This is a genomic window from Streptomyces graminilatus (genome assembly GCF_001418565.1).
Lineage (GTDB): Bacteria > Actinomycetota > Actinomycetes > Streptomycetales > Streptomycetaceae > Streptomyces > Streptomyces graminilatus.
On the sequence record NZ_LIQQ01000242.1, the window covers coordinates 1 to 25,238 of the forward strand.

A 25,238-nucleotide genomic window follows, 5' to 3' on the forward strand; every position below is an offset into this window, starting at 1 on the left:
GCGCGCCCCCGATGCCGCCCGGCCCGCCACCCGGCGGACGCCTGGGCGGCGCCCCGGCCGGCCCGCCGGTCGGCGGCGCGGGCCGCACGCGCGCGTGGGTCGAGATCAACGGCGCACGCCACCAGATCTCCGGCCCCACACTGGTGCTGGGCCGCAGCACCGAGGCCGACGTACGGATCGACGACCCCGGCGTCTCGCGCCGGCACTGTGAGATCCGTCCCGGAATGCCCCCGACCGTCCAGGACCTCGGGTCCACCAACGGCATCGTGGTGGACGGAACGCACACCACCCGCGCTACGCTCCGCGACGGCTCGCGGATCCTCGTGGGCAGCACCACCATCATTTACCGGCAAGCCGAAGGGTGAAGCGGGGGCAATGTCAGAGCTGACCCTCACGGTCATGCGGCTGGGTTTTCTGGCCGTACTGTGGCTGTTCGTGATCGTGGCCGTGCAGGTCATCCGCAGCGACCTGTTCGGTACGCGTGTCACCCAGCGCGGGTCGAGGCGTGACAGCGGCCGCCAGCAGCAGGCGACCGCAAGACAGGCCGCCGCGCCTCCACAGCAACGCCAGCAGCAGCCTTCGGGCGGCGGCAGGCAGCGCCGGGGCGCCCCCAGCAAACTCGTCGTCTCCGAGGGCACACTGACGGGCACCACCGTCGCGCTCCAGGGGCAGACGGTCACGCTCGGCCGGGCCCACGACTCGACCATCGTGCTGGACGACGACTACGCCTCCAGCAGGCACGCCAGGATCTACCCGGACCGGGACGGCCAGTGGATCGTCGAGGATCTCGGGTCCACCAACGGCACCTATCTCGACCGGACCCGATTGACGACTCCCACACCGATTCCGCTGGGCGCGCCGATCCGCATCGGCAAGACCGTCATCGAGCTGCGGAAGTAGTGCTGCATCATGAATAGGCGCGAGCGGAGCGAGCACGCAGCGGCGGTCCATGTGAAGGCCGCCGGCGCGCTCCCGACCGGAGGGTGGGCACCGTGCGGATGTACCCGGAGCCGACGGGCGAGGTGCGCATGAGTCTGTCACTGCGCTTCGCCGCCGGATCGCACAAAGGCATGATCCGCGAGGGCAACGAGGACTCCGGCTACGCCGGTCCCCGCCTCCTCGCGATCGCCGACGGCATGGGCGGCCAGGCGGCCGGTGAGGTCGCCTCCTCAGAGGTGATCTCCACCATCGTCGCCCTCGACGACGACGTCCCCGGATCCGACATCCTCACCTCGCTCGGCACCGCCGTGCAGCGGGCCAACGACCAGCTCCGGATGATGGTCGAGGAGGACCCCCAACTGGAGGGCATGGGCACCACGCTCACCGCCCTCCTCTGGACCGGGCAGCGCCTCGGCCTCGTACACGTGGGCGACTCACGTGCGTACCTCCTCCGCGACGGCGTCCTCACCCAGATCACGCAGGACCACACCTGGGTGCAGCGCCTCGTCGACGAGGGACGCATCACCGAGGAAGAGGCCACCACCCACCCCCAGCGCTCGCTCCTCATGCGCGCACTGGGCAGCGGCGACCACGTCGAGCCCGACCTCTCCATCCGCGAGGTCCGGGCCGGCGACCGGTACCTGATCTGCTCCGACGGGCTCAGCGGCGTCGTGTCCCACCAGACCATGGAGGACACCCTCGCCAGCTACCAGGGCCCCCAGGAGACCGTGCAGCAGCTCATCGAGCTGGCGCTGCGCGGCGGCGGCCCCGACAACATCACCGTGATCGTCGCCGACGTCCTCGACCTCGACACCGGGGACACCCTCGCCGGGCAGTTGTCCGACGTACCCGTCGTGGTCGGCGCGGTCGCCGAGAACCAGCACAACCAGCATCACCTGCACGACGGCGGCGCCATGCAGACGCCCGCCGGACGCGCCTCCGGGCTCGGCCGGCAACGGCCCGCGCACGGCGGCGGAGGCGGCGAGTTCGGCCCGCCCGGCTCCGGCGACACCACCGGCTACGTCCAGAACGGCGGCTTCGGCGGCTACACCGACGACGACTTCGTCAAACCCCGCGCCGGCCGCAGGTGGATCAAGCGAACCCTCTACATCACGCTCGCCCTCGCCGTCATCGGCGGCGGCCTGTACGGCGGCTACCGCTGGACGCAGACCCAGTACTACGTCGGCGCCAGCGACGAACACGTCGCGCTGTACCGGGGCATCAGCCAGGACCTGATGTGGGTCTCGCTCTCGAACGTCGAGAAGGACCACCCCGAGATCGAACTCAAGTACCTGCCCGCCTACCAGCAGAAGCAGGTCAGGGCCACGATCACCGAGGGCGGCCTCAAGGACGCCCAGTCGAAGATCTCCGAACTGGCCACCCAGGCCTCCGCGTGCAGGAAGCAGGAAGCCCGGCGCGCGGCCGGCAACGCGAACAACGCCAAGACCGGCGAGGGCGAGGCCGGAGGCACCACGGGAACCACCCGTACCGCCGCCGCGTCCAAGGCAACGCCGACCCCGACGCCACCCAAATCGGCGTCACCTTCTTCCCCGTCTTCCCCGTCCACAACCGCACCCACTCCCACACCCGGCCCCAGCCTCTCCGAGGAAGAGCAGAAGCTGGTCTCGCTGTGCGGTAAGCAGTAGGCAAGCCGTGAGGGGCCACTTCATACGATGAGCAGTACAACCAACAGCTCGCAGCACCACACGTCCACGATCGGCGCGATCGGCACCCCGAGCCGGCGCAACACCGAACTGGGACTCCTGGTGTTCGCCGTCGTCATCCCGGTCTTCGCCTACGTCAACGTGGGCCTGGCCATCAACGACAAGATCCCGGCGGGCCTCCTCAGCTACGGCATCGGCCTCGGCGTGATCGCCGCCATCGGCCATCTCGTCGTACGCAAGTTCGCCCCGTACGCCGACCCACTGCTGCTGCCCCTGGCCACGCTGCTCAACGGCGTCGGCCTGGTCGTCATCTGGCGGCTGGACCAGTCCAAGAAGCTCCAGCTACTTCCCAACTACGTCGAAGCGGCACCCCGCCAACTGCTGAACTCCGCACTGGGCGTCGCCCTGTTCATCGCGGTGCTGATCTTCCTCAAGGACCACCGCATCCTCCAGCGGTACACCTACATCTCCATGGCCGGAGCCGTGGTCCTGCTGATCCTGCCGCTGGTCCCGGGCCTCGGCTTCGACAACTTCGGCGCCAAGATCTGGATCAGGATCCCCGGCCTGGGCAGCCTCCAGCCCGGCGAGTTCGCCAAGATCGCTCTCGCGGTCTTCTTCGCCGGCTACCTGATGGTGAAACGCGACGCGCTCGCCCTCGCCAGCCGCCGCTTCATGGGCCTGTACCTGCCCCGCGGCCGCGACCTCGGTCCGATCATCGTCGTCTGGATCCTCTCGATCCTGATCCTGGTCTTCGAGACCGACCTCGGTACGTCGCTGCTGTTCTTCGGAATGTTCATCATCATGCTGTACGTCGCCACCGAGCGGACCAGCTGGATCGTCTTCGGTCTGCTGATGTCGGCGGTCGGCGCGGTCGGCGTGGCCAGCTTCGAGTCGCACATCCAGACGCGTGTGCAGGCCTGGCTGAACCCGTTGCACGAGTACAAGCTCAGCCAATCCGGGGTCCACGACGGCATCCTCCACTCCGAGCAGGCGATGCAGGCCCTGTGGGCCTTCGGCTCCGGCGGCACCCTCGGTACGGGCCTCGGCCAGGGCAACTCCGACCTCATCGGCTTCGCCGCCAACTCCGACTTCATCCTCGCCACCTTCGGCGAGGAACTCGGCCTGGCCGGCGTCATGGCCATCCTGCTCATCTACGGCCTGATCGTGGAACGCGGCATCCGCACCGCCCTCGCCGCCCGCGACCCCTTCGGCAAGCTCCTTGCCGTCGGCCTGTCCGGCGCCTTCGCCATCCAGGTCTTCGTCGTCGCGGGCGGCGTCATGGGCCTGATCCCGCTCACCGGTATGACGATGCCCTTCCTCGCCTCCGGTGGCTCCTCCGTCATGGCCAACTGGGCTCTCATCGCCATCCTGCTCAGAATCAGCGACACCGCGCGCCGTCCGGCGCCCGCCCCGGCCCCCAGCCCCGACGCCGAGATGACCCAGGTGGTTCGACCGTGAACAAGCCCCTGCGCCGGATCGCGATCTTCTGCGGGCTCCTCGTGCTCGCCCTGCTCGTCCGCGACAACTGGATCCAGTACGTCCAGGCGTCCGCACTCAAGGACGACAAGCTCAACCGCCGCGTGGCCATCGAGCGTTACGCCACGCCCCGCGGCGACATCATCGTCGACGGCAAGTCGATCACCGGCTCCGTCAAGTCCGCCAGCAGCGACTACGAGTACAAGCGCACCTACAAAGACGGCCCCATGTGGTCCCCCGTCACGGGCTTCGCCTCGCAGGCGTTCGGTGCGACGCAGCTGGAGTCCATCGACGACGGCATCCTCACCGGCAACGACGACCGGCTCTTCTTCCGCAACACCCTCGACATGATCACGGGGAAGAAGAAGCAGGGCGGCAACGTCATCACCACCCTCAACGCCGCCGCCCAGAAGGCCGCGTACGACGGCCTCAAGGGCCGCGGCAAGGGCGCGGTGGTCGCCATCGACCCGTCCACCGGCGCCATCCTGGCCCTGGCCTCCTTCCCCTCGTACGACCCCTCGGCATTCGCCGGGAACTCGAACAAGGACACGAAGGCCTGGCTGAAGGTCCAGAAGGCCCAGGATCCCAACGAGCCCATGCTCAACCGGGCCCTGCGCGACATCTACCCGCCCGGCTCCACCTTCAAGGTCGTGACGGCGGCGGCGGCCCTCGAAAACGGCCTGTACACGAGCGCCGACGAAAAGACCGACTCGCCGCTCCCCTACAACCTGCCGGACACCACAACCCCGCTGAAGAACGAGGGGACCATCCCCTGCAAGAACGCGACCATGCGTGTCGCCCTCCAGTTCTCCTGCAACACCGTCTTCGGCAAGATCGGCGTCGACGTCGGTAAGGAGAAGATGCTGGAGGAGGCCAAGAAGTTCGGCTTCAACTCGGAGCAGTTCATCCCGGTCCGCTCCAACGCGTCCAACTTCCCCGAGAAGATGGACAGGCCGCAGACCGCGCTCAGCTCGATCGGCCAGTTCGAGACCGCGGCGACGCCGCTGCAGATGGCCATGGTCGCCTCCGCGATCGCCAACGACGGCAAGCTGATGAAGCCGTACATGGTCGACAAGCTCCAGGCCCCCAACGTCGACGTGCTCGAACAGACCGAGCCCGAGGAGATGAGCCAGCCGCTGTCCTCCAAGAACGCCCAGATCCTCCAGTCGATGATGGAGACGGTCGTCAAGGACGGCACCGGCAAGAAGGCGCAGATCAGCGGCGTGACCGTCGGCGGCAAGACGGGTACCGCCCAGCACGGCGTCGACAACAGTGAGAAGCCGTACGCCTGGTTCATCTCCTACGCCAAGCTCCCCGACGGCAGCTCACCGGTCGCCGTGGCGGTCGTGGTCCAGGACGAGGACGCGACCCGCGACAGCATCTCGGGCGGCGGTCTGGCCGCGCCCATCGCCAAGAGCGTGATGGAGGCGGTCATCAAGAGCAAGCAGTGACCCCTGTCACGTCCCCTTCACATCGGTGCACGTTGCGATACCGGTCCGGTATCGGCTGACGGGCTTGGCCAGGTCACACAAATGAACCCGGGTACCGTAGGCCCGGACGGCACACCGCCGGACCACACACAGGTGCGGTCGGGACCGACGGAGAGGGCTGGTAGGAAGCATGGAAGAGCCGCGTCGCCTCGGCGGCCGGTACGAGCTGGGTCACGTGCTCGGCCGTGGTGGCATGGCAGAGGTCTACCTCGCACATGACACCCGCCTGGGCCGCACCGTGGCAGTGAAGACGTTGCGCGCCGACCTCGCGCGCGACCCTTCCTTCCAGGCCCGGTTCCGCCGGGAGGCCCAGTCGGCCGCCTCGCTCAACCATCCCGCGATCGTCGCCGTGTACGACACCGGCGAGGACTACATCGACGGGACGTCCATTCCGTACATCGTGATGGAGTACGTGGACGGCTCCACCCTCCGCGAGCTCCTCCACTCGGGCCGCAAGCTGCTGCCCGAGCGGACGCTGGAGATGACCATCGGGATCCTCCAGGCGTTGGAGTACTCCCACAGAAGCGGCATCGTCCACCGCGACATCAAGCCGGCCAACGTGATGCTCACCCGCAACGGCCAGGTCAAGGTCATGGACTTCGGCATCGCCCGCGCGATGGGCGACTCCGGCATGACGATGACGCAGACGTCGGCGGTCATAGGAACGGCCCAGTACCTGTCACCGGAGCAGGCGAAGGGCGAGCAGGTGGACGCCAGGTCCGACCTGTACTCGTCCGGGTGCCTGCTCTACGAACTCCTGACGGTCCGCCCGCCGTTCATCGGCGACTCCCCGGTCGCGGTGGCCTACCAGCACGTACGGGAGGAACCGCAGCCCCCGTCGGTGTTCGACCCCGAGATCACGCCCGAGATGGACGCCATCGTCCTCAAGGCCCTGGTCAAGGACCCGGACTACCGCTACCAGTCCGCCGACGAGATGCGCATCGACATCGAGGCCTGCCTCGACGGTCAGCCCGTCGCCGCCGCGGCGGCCATGAACCCGGTCGGCTACGGCGGCTACGGCTACCCCAACGACCAGGCCACCACCGCCCTGCGCTCCGACGCCGGCGCGACCACCATGCTCCCCCCGATGAACCCGGACGACGGCGGCTACGGCTACGACCAGGGCCCTCGACGCCGCCAGCAGAAGAAGTCGAACACCTCGACGATCCTGCTGGCCGTGGCCGGCGTGCTGGTGCTGGTGGGCGCCATCCTCATCGCCAAGTACGTGTTCGACGGGCAGGCGGTGAACAACGCCGCCTTCAAGAACCCGAACTTCGTCAGCCGGACCCAGGCCGACGCGCAGAGGGCGGCGGGGGTCGTCGAGCTGAAGCTGGAGTTCACCCCCAAACCCTGCGAGAACGAACCCAAGGGCAACATCTGCGAGCAGGACCCGAAGGCCGGCGCGGACGTCAAGAAGGGCGACACGATCGCGCTGGTGGTGTCGACCGGAGCACCGAAGGTGGTCGTACCTAGCGTGCTCGGCGACGACATCGACGAGGCTACGAACAAGCTTGAGGGCGACAAGTACGGGTTGAACGTCAAGACGGTGACCAAGGAGTCTCCCGAAGACCCGGGGAAGGTCCTGGAGCAGTCCCTGGACGTCGGCGACGAGGTGGAGAAGGGCACGACGATCACCCTCACCGTCGCCAAGGCGGTGGAGAAGTCGACGGTCCCGGACGTCACCGGCCAGGACTGTGACACCGCCAAGCAGCGGATGGCGGACAACAACCTCGTCGGCGAGTGCACGGAGATCGAGACCCAGGACGACAACCAGGTCGGCAAGGTCATCGCGACCTCACCGCCGGCCAACACACAGGCCGACCCGGGGTCCAAGGTGACCATCCAGATCGGCAAGAAGACCCAGCAGAAGGTCCAGGTCCCGCCCGTCATCCAGAAGAGCGTGGGCGAGGCCAGGGCCATTCTGCAGGCGGCCGGATTCACCAACATCCAGTTCGCCCAAGGCAGCGACCAGAGCGACGGCGCACTGGTCATCGCCCAGGATCCGGCGATCGGCACCGAGGTCGACAATCCCGGCGCCACCCAGATCACGCTCCAGACCGTCAACTTCGGCGGCGGAAACAACGGCGGCGGGGGCGGCGACAACAACAATGGCGGCGGCCCCTTCGGCTGACCAAAGCGACGCCGCGGCCCATCGCGAAGACTCCCGAAGTTGCAAAGCGGCAGAAGCCATAGGTAATTGGAACATATAGGGGGTCGAGAAGGCGGCCGGTAGTTCACACAAGCGCTCGGTTGGGACATCCCAGCCGAGCGCTTTGCGCAGGTGGCTATCGAGCGTAACTTCTGCCCACGCTGCCGCAGAGCGAAACGAACCTCCGGTCAAACCGGCGCGCCCTACTGATCACCAACTGCATAATCACTTCATTAACCAACTATTGGTGTGATCAGATGGGTGATGCCATTGGCGCATGCGCATGCCAACCGGTGGCCATTTCGTGCACTCATCGAGAAGGGGAACTCAATGCGTACCGCAGCACGCGTCGCGGCTGTTGCTGCTGCCATGATCACCACCATGGCAGCAGCCCCTACGGCTCTGGCGTCCGAGCAAACCGTCCAGGCCGCTTACTGCGACTCCAGTGGTTACACCGCCGCCCAGGAGCCGATGGAGCGCTGCACCACCCTCACCAACGGCATTCTTTACCATGTCAAGCGCTATATCGGTCCCGGTACCAACATCTACACCACCTACAGCAAGACCGGTGGCAGTACCGTCAGCGGCGTCCAGCTCGGGTACAACAAGGGCGGTACCAACCGCTACTCCTCCAGCTTCAGCATCAGCTCTGGCGACACCGTCAAGAAGACCTGGACGGTGGACGAGGACAAGTCCTGCGACACATCGACTGGCCTCCTGAAGTACCCCGGTGGCAGCTACCAGACCCCTGTCACTCACTGCTGACCCGCTCCCCAAGCACCACACCTCGCGCCCCGCCCACACCGGCGGGGCGCGCCTCGTCCCCGCCCGTGGAAAGACAATCCACTGTGTTCACCGCAATCTTCAAAGATCACTACGGATTCCTTGCTGTCCTGAGCGCTCTCGCCCTCGTGGCCGGCTTGGCTGCCTGGCGCATCGCCATCCGCCTGCACAACCCGCACGGCATTTGGTGGCTCGCCCTCGTCGGCACTCTCACCGGGGTCCTCGGTGTCACTTCCTTCGGAGGAGCCGGCGAAGCGAGCGGCAGGTGCGTGATCAACCATCAGCTCGCTGAACCCTTCCACACCACACAGGGCATTTGGAATCTGGCCATGTTCCTTCCGATTGGCTTCTTCGCACTCCTCGCCCTACGTCGCCCCCTGCCTGTCTTCATTGGTGTCGTCGCCATGCCGTGCGTCATCGAACTGACTCAGGCTCTTGTGCCCGGCATAAGTCGCAACTGCGACAGCGCTGACGCCGAGATGAACATCATCGGCGGCACTCTCGGCTTCCTTACCGCAGGCATACTCCTCGCCACTCGACGCGGACTCCAGTGGCGCGGTTCGGCAAAACCATCAATCATCACCGCCCTGACCCTCCTCGTCGCAGGTCTCGCTGCTTTTCAGACCTCCATCACCCCCCTCAACTACGAAGGCACGAGCCTCAGTGACACCACCAGCACACAGGAACAGGCCGTCCGTGAGGCTGTCGAGCAAGCCTTCGGCGACCACTACTCGATCGGCCGCGTCCACTTGCAGCCTTGCACGGGCGTCCGCTGCGCCAACCTGACGTTCAACATTGCTGACGAGGGCTACGCGAGTCTCGAATGGCCCTCCCGCCGACACCTCAACATCCTTCTGGAACCGAGCGACACTCCTGGCCCTGGCAGTTTCCCCGTCTCCGGTGCCACCACCCCACACAACGCCGACGATGCGGCTCGTATCGCCGATCGCTACATGCGCGACCACTACCCCTGGGCGATACACGCCACAATCCGCAACACCTATGCAGTGGGCGAGAACGCTTCTTTCGGCTGGATGACAAGCTGGCGCTTCAGGCAAAAAAACGTCCTAATGCCCCGCATGTTGGACGTCGAGATCAACCGAGCCGGGCGGGTCTCTCAAATCGACGTCATCCAAGGTCCTATCCGCCTAAGCAATCTGCCCGCAGCCAAGCTCAGCGGTAAGCAGGCCGAGCAAGCAGCTATCCGACAGGCGAATAAAATGGCCTCTGACAACGGACGCGAGCTCAGAGGACTGAGCGCCCACGCCACCACGCTCAAGGCCAATAAGCGGGAAAATGGCTGGCGGCCAGAATGGCTAGTTAGCACGGGCATTACCAGTGAGGGAGATGCTGGCTTCACCCCGGCAGACACCGCATGGGTCGATGCTATCAGTGGAACCGTCTATGACAGCGCCTATCCCCCGCAATAGCAGCTCGCTGACCACCAGCTACGAAGAGCGCGTGAGGACAGGCCTGGCATCTCCGTCCTGAACGTCTTACACACACCCATCACATTGTTTGAGGCATGCCATGTTTACCCAATGAGCTTGCAAACACGGCCCATTAGATCCCACCCTTACAAAGACCTTCGAAGGCGTTCCATGCGCACAGGGAGCGCGGTGGTTCCCCTCGCGGCCACCTCGCCCCCATCCGCTTCGTCCTCCTCTTCTTCAGGCGGGGCGGGCAGGCGCATGCCCCGGCTCTCCGCGACCCTGAGTGCGTCACTCAGACATGCGCCGAGTTGTGCCGCCACGTACCGCAGCTCAAGAGCTGACGCCTTGGAGTCCTCGATCACTTCCCGGGAGTGCATAAGTACGTCTTCACCCATGGAGAGTTGAACGACCTCCATGCCATCAGCGAGACGGGAGAGATAACCCCCGTGGATGTCCTTGCGTAAGAAACAGGGCTTGCCTTCCGGTGAAGGCCACGGCAAAAGGCGCACAACTGCTGACGTCTCATCAAAAATGGCCTGGTGTTGCCGCTCTTCGTCCGTTCCGTGCGCCACTTCGCGCCCCTCCTCCGGTCGTTGGGTAGGAACGACCATATGAGGGGACCAGAATCTGGCCCTACGGGCATGCGCGACAGTTCGGGCAGATGGGCCGTGTAACTACCACGCAGCGTGGTAGTTACACGGTCGGCACCAAGGGGCGGCTGCCCTCCGGCGCATGCGGGGCAACCATCCCGATGACAGGTCGTCAGCCGATGACTCCCAGGTGGCGGCCGACTTCGCGCATCTCAGGTGTCAGCGTCCGCTTGCGCTTGGCCGCGACTTCTTCCCAGGTGTAGGCGGCCATGTTCTGCTGATCGAGCCAGGTCGGTGCCACGCGGCAGAGCCGTACCAACTCCTCTTCGGCGCGCGCTGGATCGCCGGTACGGACGTGGGTACAGGCCACGTCCAAAGCGAACCGGTTGCGGTCGTTCTTCGCTGGAGAGCCGAGCCGCTTCCATGCTCTTGAGGTGAGGGCTTCCTCTTCTTCTACTCTGCGCACCACGGCCTGCGCATCGCCGATGATCATCGCGTCTTCGAGTGACTTCATGGCTGCTGTAAGGGGACCGAACCCGTCAGCGCCGGGAAGTCCGTACTGGTGCTCGTGGCCGATAGCGGCTGCGGCAACAGAAGCGGCCCGGCGGTAGTCCCTGGCCTCCTGCGGACGGTTGTTGCGAATGGCGGCCGCCGCCGCTTCCATCGCCATAGAACCCCACACCGCATAGCGGTCGGGGTCAGCCCCTGTAATCCTCGGCTCAACGAGATCCATGGCGTCGATAGCCACACTCTCCGCCTCGTCGAACCGGCCGGTCCGCAACAATACGAAGCACAGGGTGCGGGCCATAGCAGCCACGGTCACCACGTCATCGGCCTCACGTGCGTCCGCGATGGCCCCCCTCACGGCTACGTGGGCGATGTCGAACTGTGGGATCTGGTTGAGGTATCGCCCCACCAGGCCAAGTACTTCCGCGCGGGCGAACAGTGCTTGTCGCCGCTCTTCTCCGTCGGCGTGGTAGGCAACCGCCGCATCGGCGGCGCGCACCAGAGCCGGGAGGGCCGCCGCGAGACTCTCGTAGCGGCCCGCAGGGTAGAGGAGGGCAGCGTCCCTGGTCTCACGTCGCAGGCGGTGGATGTCCGGCTCATCACCCGTCGGCGCCAGAGCAGTGGTCGGTGCGGCCAGCGCGACGGGCGGGGTCAACGCGATACGCAGATCCCGGAGGTTCAGCGGCTCGGGCCGGTTGTGTCTCTCGCGCTCCGGCAGATCTTCCGCCAGCAACTGAGAAGTCTTGACGTTCAGAGCGCGGGCGATGGTGTGCAGTGTCTCCATCGAGCAGCTACTGCCCTCCTCGACCTTCGCGACGGTCGAGGGAGAGAGATCGGCTGCACCTGCCAGTTCGAGCTGGGACAGTCCAGCCTGACGACGGTGCTATCGGACGTTGTCCCCAAGTGCACTCATGGACCCGCCTCGTAGGTGGTGTGCGTCGTAACTCCACGGTACGCCGCACCGGCCAACTACGGGCACGAGCAAGGAACCTGCTGGTGAGCACTCGATACTTCACCCCGCGAGGCCGCTGAGGCAGTGAGCCTTTCCCAACCTCAGTTTGAGGCGTTGAGGTGGAGGGTGAGGACGGCTTGGACGAGTGCGGTTATGCGGGTGGTGCTGCATCGGAGTTTGCGCGGGAGCCGCCAGGTCTTGAGGGTGGCCATGGCCTGTTCGCCGAGCGCGCCGATCTTGGCGTGAGAGCTGTTGACGGCCTGCTGACCTGCGGACAGCTTCGCCCAGTGGCCGCGGTAGGGAACCCGCACCGTACCGCCGGCTCCCTGGTACGCCTTGTCGGCCCAGCAGGGGATGTCCGCCTGGGCCAGGGTGTCGATGATGCTGTGGGTGCGGGCGGCGCGGATGTCGTGGACCGCGCCGGGCAGGGCGGCCGAGGCCCACAGCAGACGCCCGAACGGATCGGCGATGACCTGCACGTTCATCCCGTGCTTCTTGTGTTTTCCGGAGTAGTACGGGCGGTCGGCGGCGATGCGGTCGATCGGCAGCAGTGTTCCGTCGAGGATCACGAACGCCTTGCGCTCTGCAGTCCGGACGGCCGTGGCGAGGTCGGGCGCGAGAGCGGCCAAGGCCTCGACCGCCTCGGCCACATACCGGTGGACCGTGCTGGTCCCAACGCCGAAACCGGCCGCGAGCTGCGCGTAGGTGTGTCCGCACCGCAGGTGTGCCAGGACCAGCAGGGCCTGGCAGTCCGCCGGAAGCCGACCCCAACGCGTACCGAGCTCACGGCGACGGGCAGCCAGCAGGCGGGACAGGAACCGAAGGGCCGAGCTGGACAGATCGATCTCCGATGGGTAGACAAGCACATGAAGCTCCGGGCGGACAGGTTGCTCTTGGTCGACAACCCATCTACCAGGAGCTTCATCACCTCTTCCCGCACGCGGCCCCCACACCAACTCACGCCGCTGTCAGCCAGGTTGGCAAAGGCTCAGTGAGCAACAACCTGTTGCATCGCCATGGCAGGAACTGGAGTCCAACGATCTGCGGGCACTTCGCGGCCCTGATCTGCATGAATATCAGGAACTCAACTTGAGTTCCTGATATGGAAGTTATCCACAGCACCATCCCAACCCAGCCTTCAGTCAGGTTGCCTGAAACGGTGCCGGTGCTCGCTCGGACACGCATACGAAATTCGACCGCAACTTCATATACCTGAACTCGTTGGGCGGGTAAGGAAAACCCCGCGAGTTGAGGAGAAACGGAACGTGATCAACGAAACGGCACTACTGGAGTCGAAGACTCTGCGCGACAGCGCGCTGGAGCGCACGGACGTGCTCGACAGGGTGAAGGTGCTGTCACTGCTGCCGGACGGGATGCATGTGACGACGGCGATGGTGGCGACGTACTTTCAGGTCGGCATCAAGGCCATCCGCTCTCTTGTGCTCGACCACAACGCGGAACTGCAATCCAACGGCTACCTGGTTTTGACAGGTCCAGAACTAAGCTCCTTCAAGGAGCTAAGTGGGATCCAGTCCCACACTCGCCACCTCGCCCTCTTCTCCCGGCGAGCCGTTCTGAACGTCGCCATGCTCCTCCGCGACAGCGAAGTCGCACGTCAGGTGCGCGTGTACCTCCTCGACATGGAGTACATGGCGCGTTCCCAGCCTGTGGAAAACCTCGTCCAATCCAACGTGCCCTCCCTCGACGACCACATCGACCAGCGCATCACCCACATCCTCGGCAAGACCGTCCTGCCGATGTTCAACGCGCTCATCGCCACCTCGGGCGAACACCGACGCGAACTCATCGCGCTCCGCGAGGACATCGAGAACGTCGAACGGAAGCTGTGCTGGCACCACCGGCGGCTCAACGCCCTGGAAGGAGAAACCCCCACGGACAGCGTCAGGGCGTCGATCCAGGCCATGACCTGGCAGGCGTTCGAACACCATGTCGCCGAGCTGCTGCGCCGGGACGGCTGTACGGACGTCGTCGTGCGGCAAGCCCGCACCGACCGGGGCATCGACGTCACCGCCCTCACCGCCGACGGACGGACCGTGGCCGTCCAGTGCAAGAACCGGTCCGGCCGCAAGTCCGTCCCGAGCGCGGACATGCAGAAGTTCGCCGGTGCGGCACGAGCGATCAACCGCGTCGACATCGCCCTGTTCGTCGCCACCTGCCAGTTCAGCGCGGAAGCACAGGCCATCGCCGATCTCAGCGGGGTCGCCACCGTGAACCGTGAAGAGGTGGAGGCCTGGAGCGCCGGGGCCCGCCTCAAGGCACTGCGTTGATCCCGGGAACGGATTCCGTCAGCGCAGTTCCTCAGGAACCGTCCTCTTCGAGTCCACCCTCTCCACCCGCACCAGTTCCCCCCACACGATGTACCGGTATTCCGAGGTGAACACCGGTGTGCAGGTCGTCAAGGTGATGTAGCGGCCGGGTTTCCGTTTGCCGGATTCCTTTGGGATCGCGGAAAGGACCTGGACGTTGTATTTCGAGGTTTCCGGGAGGGTGTCGTAGACCTTGTAGACGTACCAGTCGTTCTTCGTCTCGAAGACGATCGGGTCGCCCTTCCTCAGCTTGTCGATGTTGTGGAACTTGGCGCCGTGGCCGTCCCGATGCGCCGCCAGCGTGAAATTGCCCTGCTTCGCCTGCGGGAGCGCCGACTTGACGGGGTCCAGGTAGTAACCGGCGACGCCGTCGTTCAGGACCTTCGAGGACGTGCCCTTCTTGACCAGGACCTCGCCGTTCCCCATCGCCGGGACATGCAGGAAGCCGATTCCGTCCTTGGTGTCCAGGGCGCCCGGGCCGGAATTCGCGGCGGCCCAGTGGTCGCGTACCTCGTCGCCCTGCTTGTCCGCCTCGCGGTCGGCGACGACATTCGTCCACCAGAGCGAATACACGACGAACAGACCGAGCACCAGGCCCGACGTGATGAGGAGTTCACCGAAAAGGCTCACCGCGGTGGCCACTTTGCCGCTCATGAGGCGCGGGCGGGGCTGCGACGGGGGAACCGGAGCGCCGGCGGTCTGCTCGTCCTGATCCGTCGTCGCTACCACTCTTCATCTGCCCTTACTGTCTGCCCTACTGCACGAGCGCATCCGGCTTGCCCTTGCTGCGCGGCCGTTCCTCGACCATCTTGCCCCACACGATCATCCGGTACTTGCTGGTGAACTCCGGCGTGCATGTCGTGAGGGTGATGTACCGGCCGGGCTTCGTGAAACCCGAGCCGTTCGGAATCGGGTTCAGCACACTCGTGTTGCTCGGCGACGTCACCGGCAGGATCGACTCCATCTTGTAGACGTAGTACTTGTCCTGCGTCTCGACGACGATCGCGTCGCCCTTCTTCAGCCGGTTGATGTACCGGAACGGCTCGCCGTGCGTGTTGCGGTGACCCGCGAGCCCGAAGTTGCCGGTCGCCGCGGACGGCATCGCCGTGCTGAGGCCGCCCCCCGCGTAGTGCCCGACCATGCCCCGGTCCAGCACCTTCTCCTTGCTGGTGCCCTCCGCGATCGGCACCACCACGTCCAGCTTGGGTATGTCCAGGATCGCGAAGCCCTGCCCGGGCTCGAACACCCCTGGGGCACCCTTCCCGCTCGCCCAGTCGTCCTGGAGGCTGGTCGTCTCGTTCCCGGCCTGCGCGTGCGCCCGGACGTTCGTCCACCACAACTGGTAGGTCACGAACAGCAGCATCAGTACGCCGGTGGTGATGAACACCTCGCCGACCGCCCGGCTCGCCATCACCGCCATGCCCGGCTTCTGCGCCCGCGCCGCCTGCCGCGCCGCGACCCGGGAGAGCGGCGCACCCTCCGCCGCCGTCTCGGCGGGCACATCCTCGGATGCCGGGGATGCTTCGGATGCCTCCTGCGGGCCCTCAGGGCGCCCATGGCGGGCCTTGGCGGCCTTCCGGCGCGCTGCCCGCCCACCGGCCACAGAAGGGCCCTCAGGGGCGCCTGTGGCCCCTGAGGCGGTCGGGGCCGCGGAGACCGGCCCCACGCCGGCTATTCGCGGCGCCTCCGGACGCGGATCGGTACGCGGTTCGGCAGGCAGGTCCGCCAGCCGCAGCGCCACCGTCTCCTGGTCGATGGCGACAGGCGGAGGCACGAAGGCAGGGGGCGCCGGAGCCGGCACCGGAGGTGCCACGGGCGGCGGCGAGGCAGGAGAGGCCGCCGGAGACGCGTACGGCACCGGCTCCTCGTACACCCCGACCTGCCAGTCCTGCGCGTACCCCCGCGATTCGTACCCCGACTCGGGGCCGGGATCCCGGTGCCCGGCCGCCCCGCGCTCGGCCGAGGCGTCGTAGGGCCGCCCATGACCGCTGCGGCGCCGCCGCCCCCGCGCGCGGGGCTGCGCCGGAGGCGGATCGTTCCGCTGGCCGGGCAGCGGGTCGCTCAGCGGGTCCGCCAGTCCGTCCACCGCCGCCGCGAACGCGCCGGGCGCCTCGTACGGCTGTTGCTGCCCGTACGAGGTTCCCTGGTCGCCGGTACCTTCGCCGAACGCGGCGCCGGACTCGCGCTCGGGGCGCACGGCGGTCACGCCGAGGCCCTGCCCACCACCGGGGCGAGCCCCGCCGACCTCGCCACAGCACCCCGGTCACCGCACTCCGCCAGCCAGTTGGCCAGCATCAGGTGACCGTGCTCCGTCAGCACCGACTCCGGGTGGAACTGCACACCCTCGACGGGGAGCGAGCGGTGCCTCAGGCCCATGATGATGCCGTCGTGCGTACGAGCGGTCACCTCCAGCTCGGCCGGGACCGTCGCCGGCTCCGCCGCCAGCGAGTGGTAGCGGGTCGCCGTGAAGGGCGTGGGGAGACCGGCGAAGACGCCCTTGCCCTCGTGCTCCACCAAGGACGTCTTGCCGTGCAGCAGCTCGGGCGCCCGGTCCACCACACCGCCGTACGCCACCTGCATCGACTGCATGCCCAGACAGACACCGAACACCGGCACCCCGGTCGCCGCGCAGTGGCGGACCATCTCGATGCAGACGCCGGCCTCCTCGGGCGTACCCGGGCCAGGCGACAGCAGCACACCGTCGAAGCCGTCCTGCGCGTGCGCCGTCGACACCTCGTCGTTGCGCAGCACCTCGCACTCGGCGCCCAACTGGTACAGGTACTGGACCAGGTTGAAGACGAAGCTGTCGTAGTTGTCGACGACGAGAATCCGTGCGCTCACTGGTCGTTCACCGTCACATCGTTGAAGGGGAGAAGAGGTTCGGCCCACGGGAAGACGTACTGGAAGAGGACATAGACAACCGCCAGCGCCAGTACGAGGGAGAGCAACGCCTTCACCCACGCGTTCCCTGGCAGATGCCGCCAGATCCAGCCGTACATGCCGTCCCTTCCGTCGCCCACGGCACCCGACTCGCAGCACCGGACTCACGCCGTACCTCACCAGATTAACGGCGCAGCGCCTCGGGTTTCCCGGCCTCCACAGGCTGTGTGGCGTCCAGGTGCGCCCAGACGATCAGCCGATGGCTGTGTCCCCACTCCGGATCGCACGTGGTCAGCGTGAGATAACGGCCCGACCGCGTGTACCCGCTCTTACGTGGCACAGGATCGATCACCTCAATGTCCGTGGGTACGGTTTTGTAGGGGCCTTTGTCGATCCGATACGTGAACCAGGTCGTCCCGTCGGTCAGCACCACCGCGTCCCCCCGGCGCAGCCTGGGGAAATCCTTGAACGGATCGCCGTACGTGCGCCGGTGGCCGGCGACCGAGAAGTTGCCCTCCTGGCCGAGCCGCGCGGTGGTGGCGTAGTGGCCGAGACCCTTCTTCAGGGTGCCCGTCCCCGTGCCTTCGAGCACGGGCTTGTTCCACGTGAAACCAAGCCTCGGGATGTACATGATCGCGAAGGCCCTGTCCGGCGGGTAGGGCCCTGGGCGCGATGGGCCGGTCGTCGCCGGGCCGGTGGTGCCCGTGGTGCTCGCGGGGGTGGCCCCCGGCTTCGGCGGTGCCTGTGACACCGCGCCCTTCGACCACCGCTCCCGTAACTGATCGATCTGGTCGTCCATGACGGTGTCGGCCCGCACACCCGTCCAGAACAGCGCGTACACGACGAAGAGCACGATCACCGCGCCCGCCGTGACGCACAGTTCGCTGACCGTCCTGATGATCACGCGCCCCGACACAGGCCCCCCAGCGGTCGGCTACCGGCCGCTCCAGCCGTTCCGAGCTGCTGCCGGCTACTTCACAGGCTTCGCGTAGTGCAGGTCCACTGTGCCCGAGTAGCCGGGCAGAGTCACCGTCCCGTCGTCGTCCAGCTGCCAGCCGAGCCCGTAGACATTGACGTACACCATGTAGTTCTGGATCGCCTTGGACGCCGTGAGCGCGCCCCTCAGCCGGTCCGGGTCGCCGACCGCCGTGATCTTGTACGGAGGTGAGTAGACGCGGCCCTGGAGGATCAGGGTGTTGCCCACGCAGCGGACCGCGCTGGTGGAGATCAGGCGCTGGTCCATGACCTTGATGCCCTTGGCCCCGCCCTGCCACAGGGCGTTCACCACCGCCTGGAGGTCCTGCTGGTGGATGACCAGATAGTCGGGCTGCGGCTCGGGATAGCCGGGGAGCTTCGCGGTGGCGTTCGGCGGTGCGTCATTCAGGGTGACGGTGAGCGCCTCGCCCTTGACCTTCTGGGTGCCCGCGGCCTTCTCCAGCGCCGCCAGCCTGGCGTCCTCGGCCTTGGTGCTGCCGTCGTCGCGCTCGGCGAGCGCCTCGACGTCGTCGCGCAGGGCACCGAGGGACTCGTCGAGCCGGCCGTTCTTGTGGCTGCGCTCCTGGATGAGGTCGGAGAGCTTCAGCAGGGAGGCGTCCGTGCGGATGTTCGTACCCTTGGCGGTGTCGAAGCTCGTGAAGAAAATCAGTCCCGCCAGAGCGAAGACCCCCAGGGTGAGCAACCGCACCGGGCGGAATCGACGGGTACGGGTGGGACTGGTACCCGTCCCGGGAGAGTCTGCAGAATTGCTCAACGTACCCTTATCTCCTTCGGCGCCGCGGAAGCACTACGCTAACGGACGCCCGGGGGAGTACTCAGTGTCCCCTTGTACGCTGCCCCGGAGCCCAGCCCAGTTCCCTGCGCGGCCACGCAGCGCATCGACAGGAGAGACCCTCGTGCCGAAGTCACGTATCCGCAAGAAGGCCGACTACACGCCGCCGCCCGCCAAGCAGGCGACGGCCATCAAACTGAACAGCCGCGGCTGGGTCGCACCGGTCATGCTGGCCATGTTCCTCATCGGCCTGGCCTGGATCGTCCTGTTCTACGTGACCGACGGCAAGCTGCCGATCGACGCGCTGGACAACTGGAACATCGTGGTGGGCTTCGGTTTCATCGCCGCCGGATTCGGTGTCTCGACGCAGTGGAAGTAGGGCTCTACCCAGGGCCTTCCACTGAGTTATCCACAGCCCGGGAGCCTTTCCACACCCCGCCTGGGGAAAAGACGACGATCTGTGGATAACTCATCGAGTGTTGACGCCGGTACGACTGACGGACCGGCAATCGCAATCCTGTTCGCCCCCTGCCTGACCTGGGAAAACTCGGGTCGGTGACAGGGGGCACAGTTGTTCCCGCACACTGTGCACAGGTAGCGCCACGGACTGTGGACAACAGGCACTGAGTGACAGGTGGGACGGGCGCGACGGGCCTCGGCGGGCCGTTACGGGCTGCTAGAGGAGCTGGCCCGTGCGGATCAGGGTCATGGCGAGCACCGCGACCAGGACCACTCCACAGACGCCGTACTGGACGAGGGACCGGCGCTCGCGGGGGGCGTGGACCATGGCGTAGCCGACGACGACACCGGCGACCAGGCCGCCGATGTGGGCCTGCCAGGCGATGTTGCTCGCCCCGAAGGTGAAGATGAGGTTGATCACCAGGAGCGCGAGGATCGGCCGCATGTCGTACTTGAGGCGGCGCATCAGGACGGCGGTCGCGCCGAAGAGGCCGAAGATGGCGCCGGAGGCGCCGAGCGACGGCTGCGTCGGGGCGGCGAGCAGATACGTGAGCGCGCTGCCCGCGAGGCCGGAGACCAGGTACAGCGTGAGGTAGCGGGCGCGGCCGAGGGCGGCTTCCAGAGGGCCGCCGATCCACCACAGGCTGGCCATGTTGAAGATGATGTGCATGGGGCTGCCGTGCAGGAACATCGACGTCAGCAGCCGGTACCACTGCCCCTCCGCGACGCCGTCCAGCGAGGCGCTGCCCTCGTAGTAGGCCCTGCCGACGAGTTCGAAGCTTTGCGTGAAGTCGTCGCCGATCGACAGTTGGAGCAGGTAAAAGGCGACGTTGAGGCCGATGAGGATCTTGGTGAAGAGCCTGGGGTCGGCCGTGACGGTGCCGCCGGCGAGGGTGCGGGGGGTGGAGGCGCTCGGCGCGTGTCCCGTGCCGGAGCCGTTGCGTACGCATTCCGGGCACTGGAAGCCGACGGAGGCGCTGACCATGCACTCGGGGCAGATCGGGCGTTCGCAGCGGGTGCAGCGGATACCTGTCTCGCGGTCCGAGTGGCGGTAGCAGGTGGGCAGGCTCTGGGCGTCCTGTGGGCCCTGTGGGCTGCCTGGCGCCTGGTCCATGAGGTCCCCCAAATCCGTCGGTCCGTCGTCGTGTGCAATGCCCGGCCTCGTGCGCAATGCACCGCCCCGCCCTTCCTTACGGATGGGCGGGGTGTTTGGTTCCCTGCGTGCGCCCTGTGGGGATCAGTCGGATCCCCGGGGAAAAGAGCCTGTGGAAGGGGCTCCCGGGTCTCAGCCCTCGCGGGTCTCGACGACGACCGACTCGATGACGACCTCGTTGACCGGACGGTCGGTGCGCGGGTTGGTCGCCGTGGTCGCGATGGTGTCCACGATCTTCTGGCTGGCCGCGTCGGTGACCTCACCGAAGATGGTGTGCTTGCGGGTCAGCCAGTCCGTCGGGGAGACGGTGATGAAGAACTGCGAGCCGTTGGTGCCCGGTCCGGCGTTGGCCATGGCCAGCAGGTAGGGCCTGTCGAAGCGGAGGTCCGGGTGGAACTCGTCCTCGAACTGGTAGCCGGGACCGCCGGTGCCGTTACCGAGCGGGTCACCGCCCTGAATCATGAAGCCGCTGATCACCCGGTGGAAGACCGTGCCGTCGTAGAGCCTGTCCGTGGACTTCTGACCCGTCTCCGGGTGGGTCCACTCACGCTCGCCGGTTGCGAGTTCGACGAAGTTCCGGACCGTCTTTGGCGCGTGGTTCGGCAGGAGCCGGACTTCGATGTCGCCGTGATTGGTCTTCAGGGTGGCGTAGAGCTGCTCGGCCACGATCTGCCTTCCGTTGTCCTCTTGTGACTCCCAGATCCTCGCACGGTGCGCGCCGTGCGTTGCCCGGCACCCACCTCCGGGGGGTGAATCCGACGCTTTCGCTTGCTCCGGGAAAACAGGTCGAGTAGGTACGGGTCGAGTAGGTACGGACGGGGGCGCGGGGCCGCGATCCGTGGCATTGTCGACGACAGGCTCCCGATGCCCTGTTTTCGTCGAATTCATCGCTCTTGCATGTGATCGTCATCCACTGTCACCCGTGATCGGTTCGGTGCCGGCGCTCCCGCGTGATCGGCCGCCCATGACCCGGATGCCCGCCATCACATGCCTTACGGCGTATTGCCGGGCATGATCCGTCAAAGGGTGGAGAGTCGATAACCGTACGCCACCGAGGAGGAGGATCCCGTGACCCGCATCGAAAGCGTGCGTGCCGCTACCGGCTCGGCCAAGGACAGCGTCCTGCACGCCGCGGACGTGGTGGCGCCCTACGCCGACACAGCCAAGGACAAGGCCACGCAGTACGCACTCGAGGCACGCGTACGGCTCGCGCCCAAGGTGTCCCAGGCCGCGGAGCAGGCGCGTGTCCAGTACGGCACGCATCTCGCGCCGCGGCTGGAGCAGGCCCGTACGCATGTGCCGCCGAAGGTCGACCAAGCCGCCCATGAGGCCGCCGCCCGTACCGCCAGGGCCGCCCGTCAGGCCGCCGACTACACCGGGCCGCGCGTGGAGCGTGCGGTCGCGGCGGCCGGGCCCGTACGAGAGGAGGCCGCCGCGCGCGGTGCCGCGGCCCTGGCCGCGCTGCGCGGTCAGGTCACACCGCAGGAGATCAGGAAGCTGGCCCGCAAGCACCAGCGGCGGGCCCGGGCCGGCCGGCTCGCGAAGGGGCTGGCCGCGCTGGCCGTCCTCGCGGGCGGCGCCTTCGCCGCGTGGAAGTGGTGGGACAAGCAGGCCAACCCGGACTGGCTGGTCGAGCCGCCGGCCGCGACCGAGGTTCCGGAGGCGGGCCGGCTGACATCCGTGGACGGCACCGGCCCGTCGGTCCTGTCTCCCGAAGTCCAGGCGAAGGAGGCCGAGTCGGAGGCGGGGGACGACGAGGACCGCCACTGACGGCTGTTCGGCAGCGGTGTTTCACGTGAAACACCGCCCCCAGTGATCTTCCCGGGACGTCCTGCCGGGTCGACGAAAAATGCCCTCTGAGCCGCGTTTCCGCGGCTCAGAGGGCATTTCGGCTGTGGAGCCTAGGGGAGTCGAACCCCTGACATCTGCCATGCAAAGACAGCGCTCTACCAACTGAGCTAAGGCCCCGAACAGAAGGCGTCCGCCCAGAACCACCAGGTACTGGTGGGCGCCGACGACCAGAGTACCGGGTCACCCCCGGTATCTCGCAAAAGGATTGGGGGTCCCCGTGGACGACCACTCTCCGTAAGATGCTCGTCGTGGTTCGCTACAGCGAACCGCGGTATTTGGGGAAGCGATGGGGAGACGCAATGGATGCCGCACAGCAGGAAGCCACCGCAAGAGCGCGGGAGCTTCAGCGGAACTGGTACGGGGAGCCACTGGGGGCGCTCTTCCGTAAGCTCATCGACGATCTTGGGCTCAACCAGGCTCGTCTCGCGGGGGTACTTGGGCTGTCCGCGCCGATGCTGTCACAGCTCATGAGCGGCCAGCGGGCCAAGATCGGCAATCCGGCCGTGGTGCAGCGCGTGCAGTTGCTGCAGGATCTGGCCGGTCAGGTCGCGGACGGCAGCGTCAGCGCGGCCGAGGCGACCGAGCGGATGGACGAGATCAAGAAGTCCCAGGGGGGATCGGTGCTCAGCAACACCACGCAGTCGACGACGAGTTCGGGGGCGCCCACGGTCAAGCGGGTGGTCCGCGAGATCCAGTCGCTGCTGCGCTCGGTGTCGGCCGCCGGCGACATCATCGACGCGGCCGACACTCTCGCCTCGACCCACCCGGAACTGGCAGAGTTCCTCCGGGTGTACGGCGCGGGCCGCACCTCTGACGCCGTGACGCACTACCAGTCCCACCAGAGCTGAGCCTCCGGCCCGGCCGCCGACCGGGGGTTCGGCGGCCGGGCCACAGTTCAGGGCCACGAGTGGGGCAGGAGAGCAGTACCACTCGCCGGTCCGGAACCGATCCGGAAACGGTCCGGATTCGACCGAGCGGTGATCCGAAGGGGGATCGACGCAGAGCCATGGGTGAGGTCTTCGCCGGGCGGTACGAACTGGCCGACCCGATCGGGCGCGGGGGAGTCGGCGCTGTCTGGCGCGCCTGGGACCACCGCCGCCGCCGGTACGTGGCCGCCAAGGTCCTCCAGCAGAGCGACGCCCACTCGCTGCTGCGCTTCGTCCGGGAGCAGGCCCTGCGGATCGACCACCCGCATGTCCTCGCCCCGGCCAGCTGGGCCGCCGACGACGACAAGGTCCTGTTCACCATGGACCTGGTCGCCGGAGGCTCGCTCGTCCATCTGATCGCGGACTACGGGCCCCTGCCGCCCGCGTTCGTCTGCACCCTCCTCGACCAGCTCCTCTCCGGCCTCGCCGCCGTGCACGCGGAAGGCGTCGTCCACCGGGACATCAAGCCCGCCAACGTGCTGCTCGAAGCGACCGGTACGGGCCGCCCTCGGCTGCGGCTGTCCGACTTCGGCATCTCGATGCGGCTGGGCGAGCCACGGCTGACGGAGACCGACTACGTGGTGGGCACGCCCGGTTACTTCGCCCCCGAACAAATGCTGGGCGCGGACCCGGACTTCCCCTCCGACCTGTTCGCAGTCGGCCTGGTCGCGCTGTATCTCCTGGAAGGCGCCAAGCCGGACTCCAAGGCCCTCATCGAGTACTTCGCGGAACACGGCACGCCCAAGGCCCCCCAGGGCATACCCGAGCCGCTCTGGCAGGTCGTGGCCACGCTGCTGCAACCGGACCCACAGGCGCGGTTCCGCACCGCCACGGGCGCCCGCAAGGCCCTCGCCCAGGCCGCCGAGCTCCTGCCCGAGCCGGGTCCCGACGACGAACTGATCGAGATCTTCGACCAACTCGGGCCTCTCCCCGAGGGATTCGCCCCGGCCGGCCCCCTCAAACCGTCCCCCGGGGTGACCACGACCGGCGGCGCGCGCACCGGCACGGCAACGGCCAGGTCTGACACCGGGCCCGAACGCGGCGAGCCGGACATCCCGCCCACAGGCACACCCACCGGCTCAGCGGCAGCCCGCCCGTACGACCCGTACCTGGACCCGCACCGCGAGCCGAACCCGGACGGCACACCCACCGGCCAGGCGACCGGCGGCACGCACACCGGGCCGGGACCCGGGCTGATGCCGGGTCCGATGCCGAGTCCGTTACCCGGTTCGATACCGGGTCAAGTGGCAGGACCGACATCCGGTCCCTTGCCGGGCCAAGGGTCGGGTTGGATGCCAGGTCGCGTGCCGGCACCGGCAACCGTCCCTCCGCCCCCGGGACCGGGCGCGGGCGCCGTACCGGCCAGGCCGCTCAGGGACCCCGCGCCCTCAAGCGCCGGTTCAGCAGCCGAGCAGCCCTGGCAGTACTCCGGTGCCGCCCTGGTCCGGCCCGGAGCCGAGTCCGTGCCGGGCGGGCACCCGCGACCGGACACCGCCGGCGTTCCTGAACAGCGGCCGCAGACCTCGTCCGCCCCGCCGGCGTACCAGGCTCACCCCCCGCACAGCCACGGCGTACCGCCCCGGCCGGAGGCCACACCACCGCGCCCCGCGCACCCGCCGGCCGCCACCCGGTCCTGCTCCGTGACCGCGAACGCGTCCCGGGGCACGGACCGCCCCAGGTATCCGGGCGCGTCCTGCGCGGTACCGCTCACCTGCACCCGCAGCGTCAGTCCGTACGGCCCCGGGCCGAATCGTTCCGTCACCTGCTCGGCGAGATGTACGACGAGGTAGTACGAGCCGGCGAACCGCATCCCGCTCGTCCGGTCACCGACGCCGTACCGGTTGGCGTAGGCGACGGGTGGCAGCGGATCGAGGGCCGCCGAGCTCTGGCG

Annotated in this window: 23 protein-coding genes, 1 tRNA gene and 1 pseudogene; 13 read left to right on the plus strand and 12 right to left on the minus strand. The window is 67.4% G+C overall.

What is annotated here, in order from left to right; genetic code table 11:
* From AOK08_RS20780 to AOK08_RS20815, 8 genes are all read left to right on the plus strand, one after another.
* Positions 1–365: FHA domain-containing protein (locus AOK08_RS20780; RefSeq protein ID WP_157876742.1), on the plus strand; the 365-nt coding region annotated here is incomplete at its 5' end.
* Between the two features lie 10 nt (positions 366–375).
* A complete protein-coding gene (locus AOK08_RS20785; RefSeq protein ID WP_055528058.1) occupies positions 376–900 on the plus strand; it encodes an FHA domain-containing protein FhaB/FipA in 525 nt (174 codons plus the stop codon).
* Positions 901–998: 98 nt separating this feature from the next.
* On the plus strand, positions 999–2,585 hold the full coding sequence (locus tag AOK08_RS20790; protein WP_198539327.1) for a Stp1/IreP family PP2C-type Ser/Thr phosphatase: 1,587 nt from the start codon (positions 999–1,001) through the stop codon (positions 2,583–2,585).
* Positions 2,586–2,612: 27 nt separating this feature from the next.
* On the plus strand, positions 2,613–4,061 hold the full coding sequence (locus AOK08_RS20795) for an FtsW/RodA/SpoVE family cell cycle protein (RefSeq protein ID WP_055528071.1): 1,449 nt from the start codon (positions 2,613–2,615) through the stop codon (positions 4,059–4,061).
* A complete protein-coding gene (locus AOK08_RS20800) occupies positions 4,058–5,530 on the plus strand; it encodes a peptidoglycan D,D-transpeptidase FtsI family protein (protein ID WP_055528078.1) in 1,473 nt (490 codons plus the stop codon). The genes AOK08_RS20795 and AOK08_RS20800 overlap by 4 nt, the downstream gene beginning before the upstream one ends.
* Positions 5,531–5,699: 169 nt before the next feature.
* Positions 5,700–7,700 (plus strand): Stk1 family PASTA domain-containing Ser/Thr kinase, encoded by a 2,001-nt coding sequence (gene pknB, locus AOK08_RS20805; RefSeq protein WP_055528085.1) that lies wholly within the window; start codon positions 5,700–5,702, stop codon positions 7,698–7,700.
* Positions 7,701–8,099: 399 nt separating this feature from the next.
* A complete protein-coding gene (locus tag AOK08_RS20810) occupies positions 8,100–8,483 on the plus strand; it encodes a hypothetical protein (protein ID WP_157876743.1) in 384 nt (127 codons plus the stop codon).
* Positions 8,484–8,566: 83 nt separating this feature from the next.
* Positions 8,567–9,931 carry a VanZ family protein gene (locus AOK08_RS20815; RefSeq protein ID WP_055528095.1) on the plus strand — a complete coding sequence of 455 codons (1,365 nt, stop codon included), beginning with the start codon at positions 8,567–8,569 and terminating at the stop codon, positions 9,929–9,931.
* A 146-nt stretch (positions 9,932–10,077) separates the two neighbouring features.
* Here AOK08_RS20815 and AOK08_RS20820 read toward each other — a convergent pair whose 3' ends face one another.
* The 3 genes and pseudogenes from AOK08_RS20820 to AOK08_RS20830 form a co-directional block, all read right to left on the minus strand.
* Entirely contained in the window at positions 10,078–10,506 is a 429-nt protein-coding gene (locus AOK08_RS20820; RefSeq protein ID WP_338400144.1) for a hypothetical protein, read from the minus strand.
* Between the two features lie 190 nt (positions 10,507–10,696).
* Positions 10,697–11,899: pseudogene (locus AOK08_RS20825) on the minus strand (helix-turn-helix domain-containing protein); the annotation flags it as partial.
* A 185-nt stretch (positions 11,900–12,084) separates the two neighbouring features.
* Positions 12,085–12,849 carry an IS5/IS1182 family transposase gene (locus tag AOK08_RS20830; RefSeq protein WP_055528099.1) on the minus strand — a complete coding sequence of 255 codons (765 nt, stop codon included), beginning with the start codon at positions 12,847–12,849 and terminating at the stop codon, positions 12,085–12,087.
* Between the two features lie 399 nt (positions 12,850–13,248).
* On the opposite strand from AOK08_RS20830, the gene AOK08_RS20835 reads away from it, so the two are divergent.
* The gene (locus tag AOK08_RS20835; protein WP_055528103.1) at positions 13,249–14,271 is read left to right on the plus strand and encodes a restriction endonuclease; all 1,023 of its coding nucleotides are present in this window, start codon (positions 13,249–13,251) and stop codon (positions 14,269–14,271) included.
* 18 nt (positions 14,272–14,289) lie between these two features.
* Here AOK08_RS20835 and AOK08_RS20840 read toward each other — a convergent pair whose 3' ends face one another.
* The 6 genes from AOK08_RS20840 to AOK08_RS20860 are packed head-to-tail and all read right to left on the minus strand — an operon-like array spanning position 14,290 to position 18,940.
* On the minus strand, positions 14,290–15,039 hold the full coding sequence (locus AOK08_RS20840) for a class E sortase (RefSeq protein ID WP_055528109.1): 750 nt from the start codon (positions 15,037–15,039) through the stop codon (positions 14,290–14,292).
* A gap of 25 nt (positions 15,040–15,064) precedes the next feature.
* The gene (locus AOK08_RS20845) at positions 15,065–16,516 is read right to left on the minus strand and encodes a class E sortase (protein WP_055528116.1); all 1,452 of its coding nucleotides are present in this window, start codon (positions 16,514–16,516) and stop codon (positions 15,065–15,067) included.
* Positions 16,513–17,151, minus strand: coding sequence for an aminodeoxychorismate/anthranilate synthase component II (locus AOK08_RS20850; protein ID WP_055528123.1), 639 nt, complete (start codon positions 17,149–17,151; stop codon positions 16,513–16,515). The genes AOK08_RS20845 and AOK08_RS20850 overlap by 4 nt, the downstream gene beginning before the upstream one ends.
* Complete coding sequence (locus AOK08_RS44780) at positions 17,148–17,330, minus strand: hypothetical protein (protein ID WP_198539328.1); 183 nt, start codon at positions 17,328–17,330, stop codon at positions 17,148–17,150. The genes AOK08_RS20850 and AOK08_RS44780 overlap by 4 nt, the downstream gene beginning before the upstream one ends.
* A gap of 44 nt (positions 17,331–17,374) precedes the next feature.
* Positions 17,375–18,106, minus strand: a complete 732-nt coding sequence (locus tag AOK08_RS20855) for a class E sortase (protein ID WP_055528130.1) — start codon at positions 18,104–18,106, stop codon at positions 17,375–17,377.
* A 54-nt stretch (positions 18,107–18,160) separates the two neighbouring features.
* Positions 18,161–18,940 (minus strand): DUF881 domain-containing protein, encoded by a 780-nt coding sequence (locus tag AOK08_RS20860; RefSeq protein WP_079054161.1) that lies wholly within the window; start codon positions 18,938–18,940, stop codon positions 18,161–18,163.
* A 142-nt stretch (positions 18,941–19,082) separates the two neighbouring features.
* Between AOK08_RS20860 and crgA the strand changes: the two genes are divergently transcribed.
* A complete protein-coding gene (gene crgA, locus AOK08_RS20865) occupies positions 19,083–19,337 on the plus strand; it encodes a cell division protein CrgA (RefSeq protein ID WP_055528140.1) in 255 nt (84 codons plus the stop codon).
* Positions 19,338–19,634: 297 nt separating this feature from the next.
* On the opposite strand, the gene AOK08_RS20870 is transcribed toward crgA, so the two are convergent.
* Together AOK08_RS20870 and AOK08_RS20875 are read right to left on the minus strand one after the other, a co-directional pair.
* Positions 19,635–20,531, minus strand: coding sequence for a rhomboid family intramembrane serine protease (locus AOK08_RS20870; RefSeq protein ID WP_055528145.1), 897 nt, complete (start codon positions 20,529–20,531; stop codon positions 19,635–19,637).
* 171 nt (positions 20,532–20,702) lie between these two features.
* On the minus strand, positions 20,703–21,236 hold the full coding sequence (locus tag AOK08_RS20875; RefSeq protein WP_055528148.1) for a peptidylprolyl isomerase: 534 nt from the start codon (positions 21,234–21,236) through the stop codon (positions 20,703–20,705).
* Positions 21,237–21,638: 402 nt separating this feature from the next.
* Here AOK08_RS20875 and AOK08_RS20880 point away from each other — a divergent pair, with 402 nt between their 5' ends.
* Positions 21,639–22,340 (plus strand): DUF5324 family protein, encoded by a 702-nt coding sequence (locus tag AOK08_RS20880; protein WP_055528152.1) that lies wholly within the window; start codon positions 21,639–21,641, stop codon positions 22,338–22,340.
* A gap of 125 nt (positions 22,341–22,465) precedes the next feature.
* Here AOK08_RS20880 and AOK08_RS20885 read toward each other — a convergent pair.
* Positions 22,466–22,538: transfer RNA gene (locus tag AOK08_RS20885), tRNA-Ala, on the minus strand.
* Positions 22,539–22,720: 182 nt separating this feature from the next.
* Here AOK08_RS20885 and AOK08_RS20890 point away from each other — a divergent pair.
* Together AOK08_RS20890 and AOK08_RS47460 are read left to right on the plus strand one after the other, a co-directional pair.
* Positions 22,721–23,269: a helix-turn-helix domain-containing protein gene (locus AOK08_RS20890; RefSeq protein WP_055528159.1), complete on the plus strand. Its 549-nt coding sequence runs from the start codon at positions 22,721–22,723 to the stop codon at positions 23,267–23,269.
* A 158-nt stretch (positions 23,270–23,427) separates the two neighbouring features.
* Positions 23,428–25,137 (plus strand): serine/threonine protein kinase, encoded by a 1,710-nt coding sequence (locus AOK08_RS47460; RefSeq protein ID WP_079054162.1) that lies wholly within the window; start codon positions 23,428–23,430, stop codon positions 25,135–25,137.
* Positions 25,138–25,238: the final 101 nt, after the last annotated feature.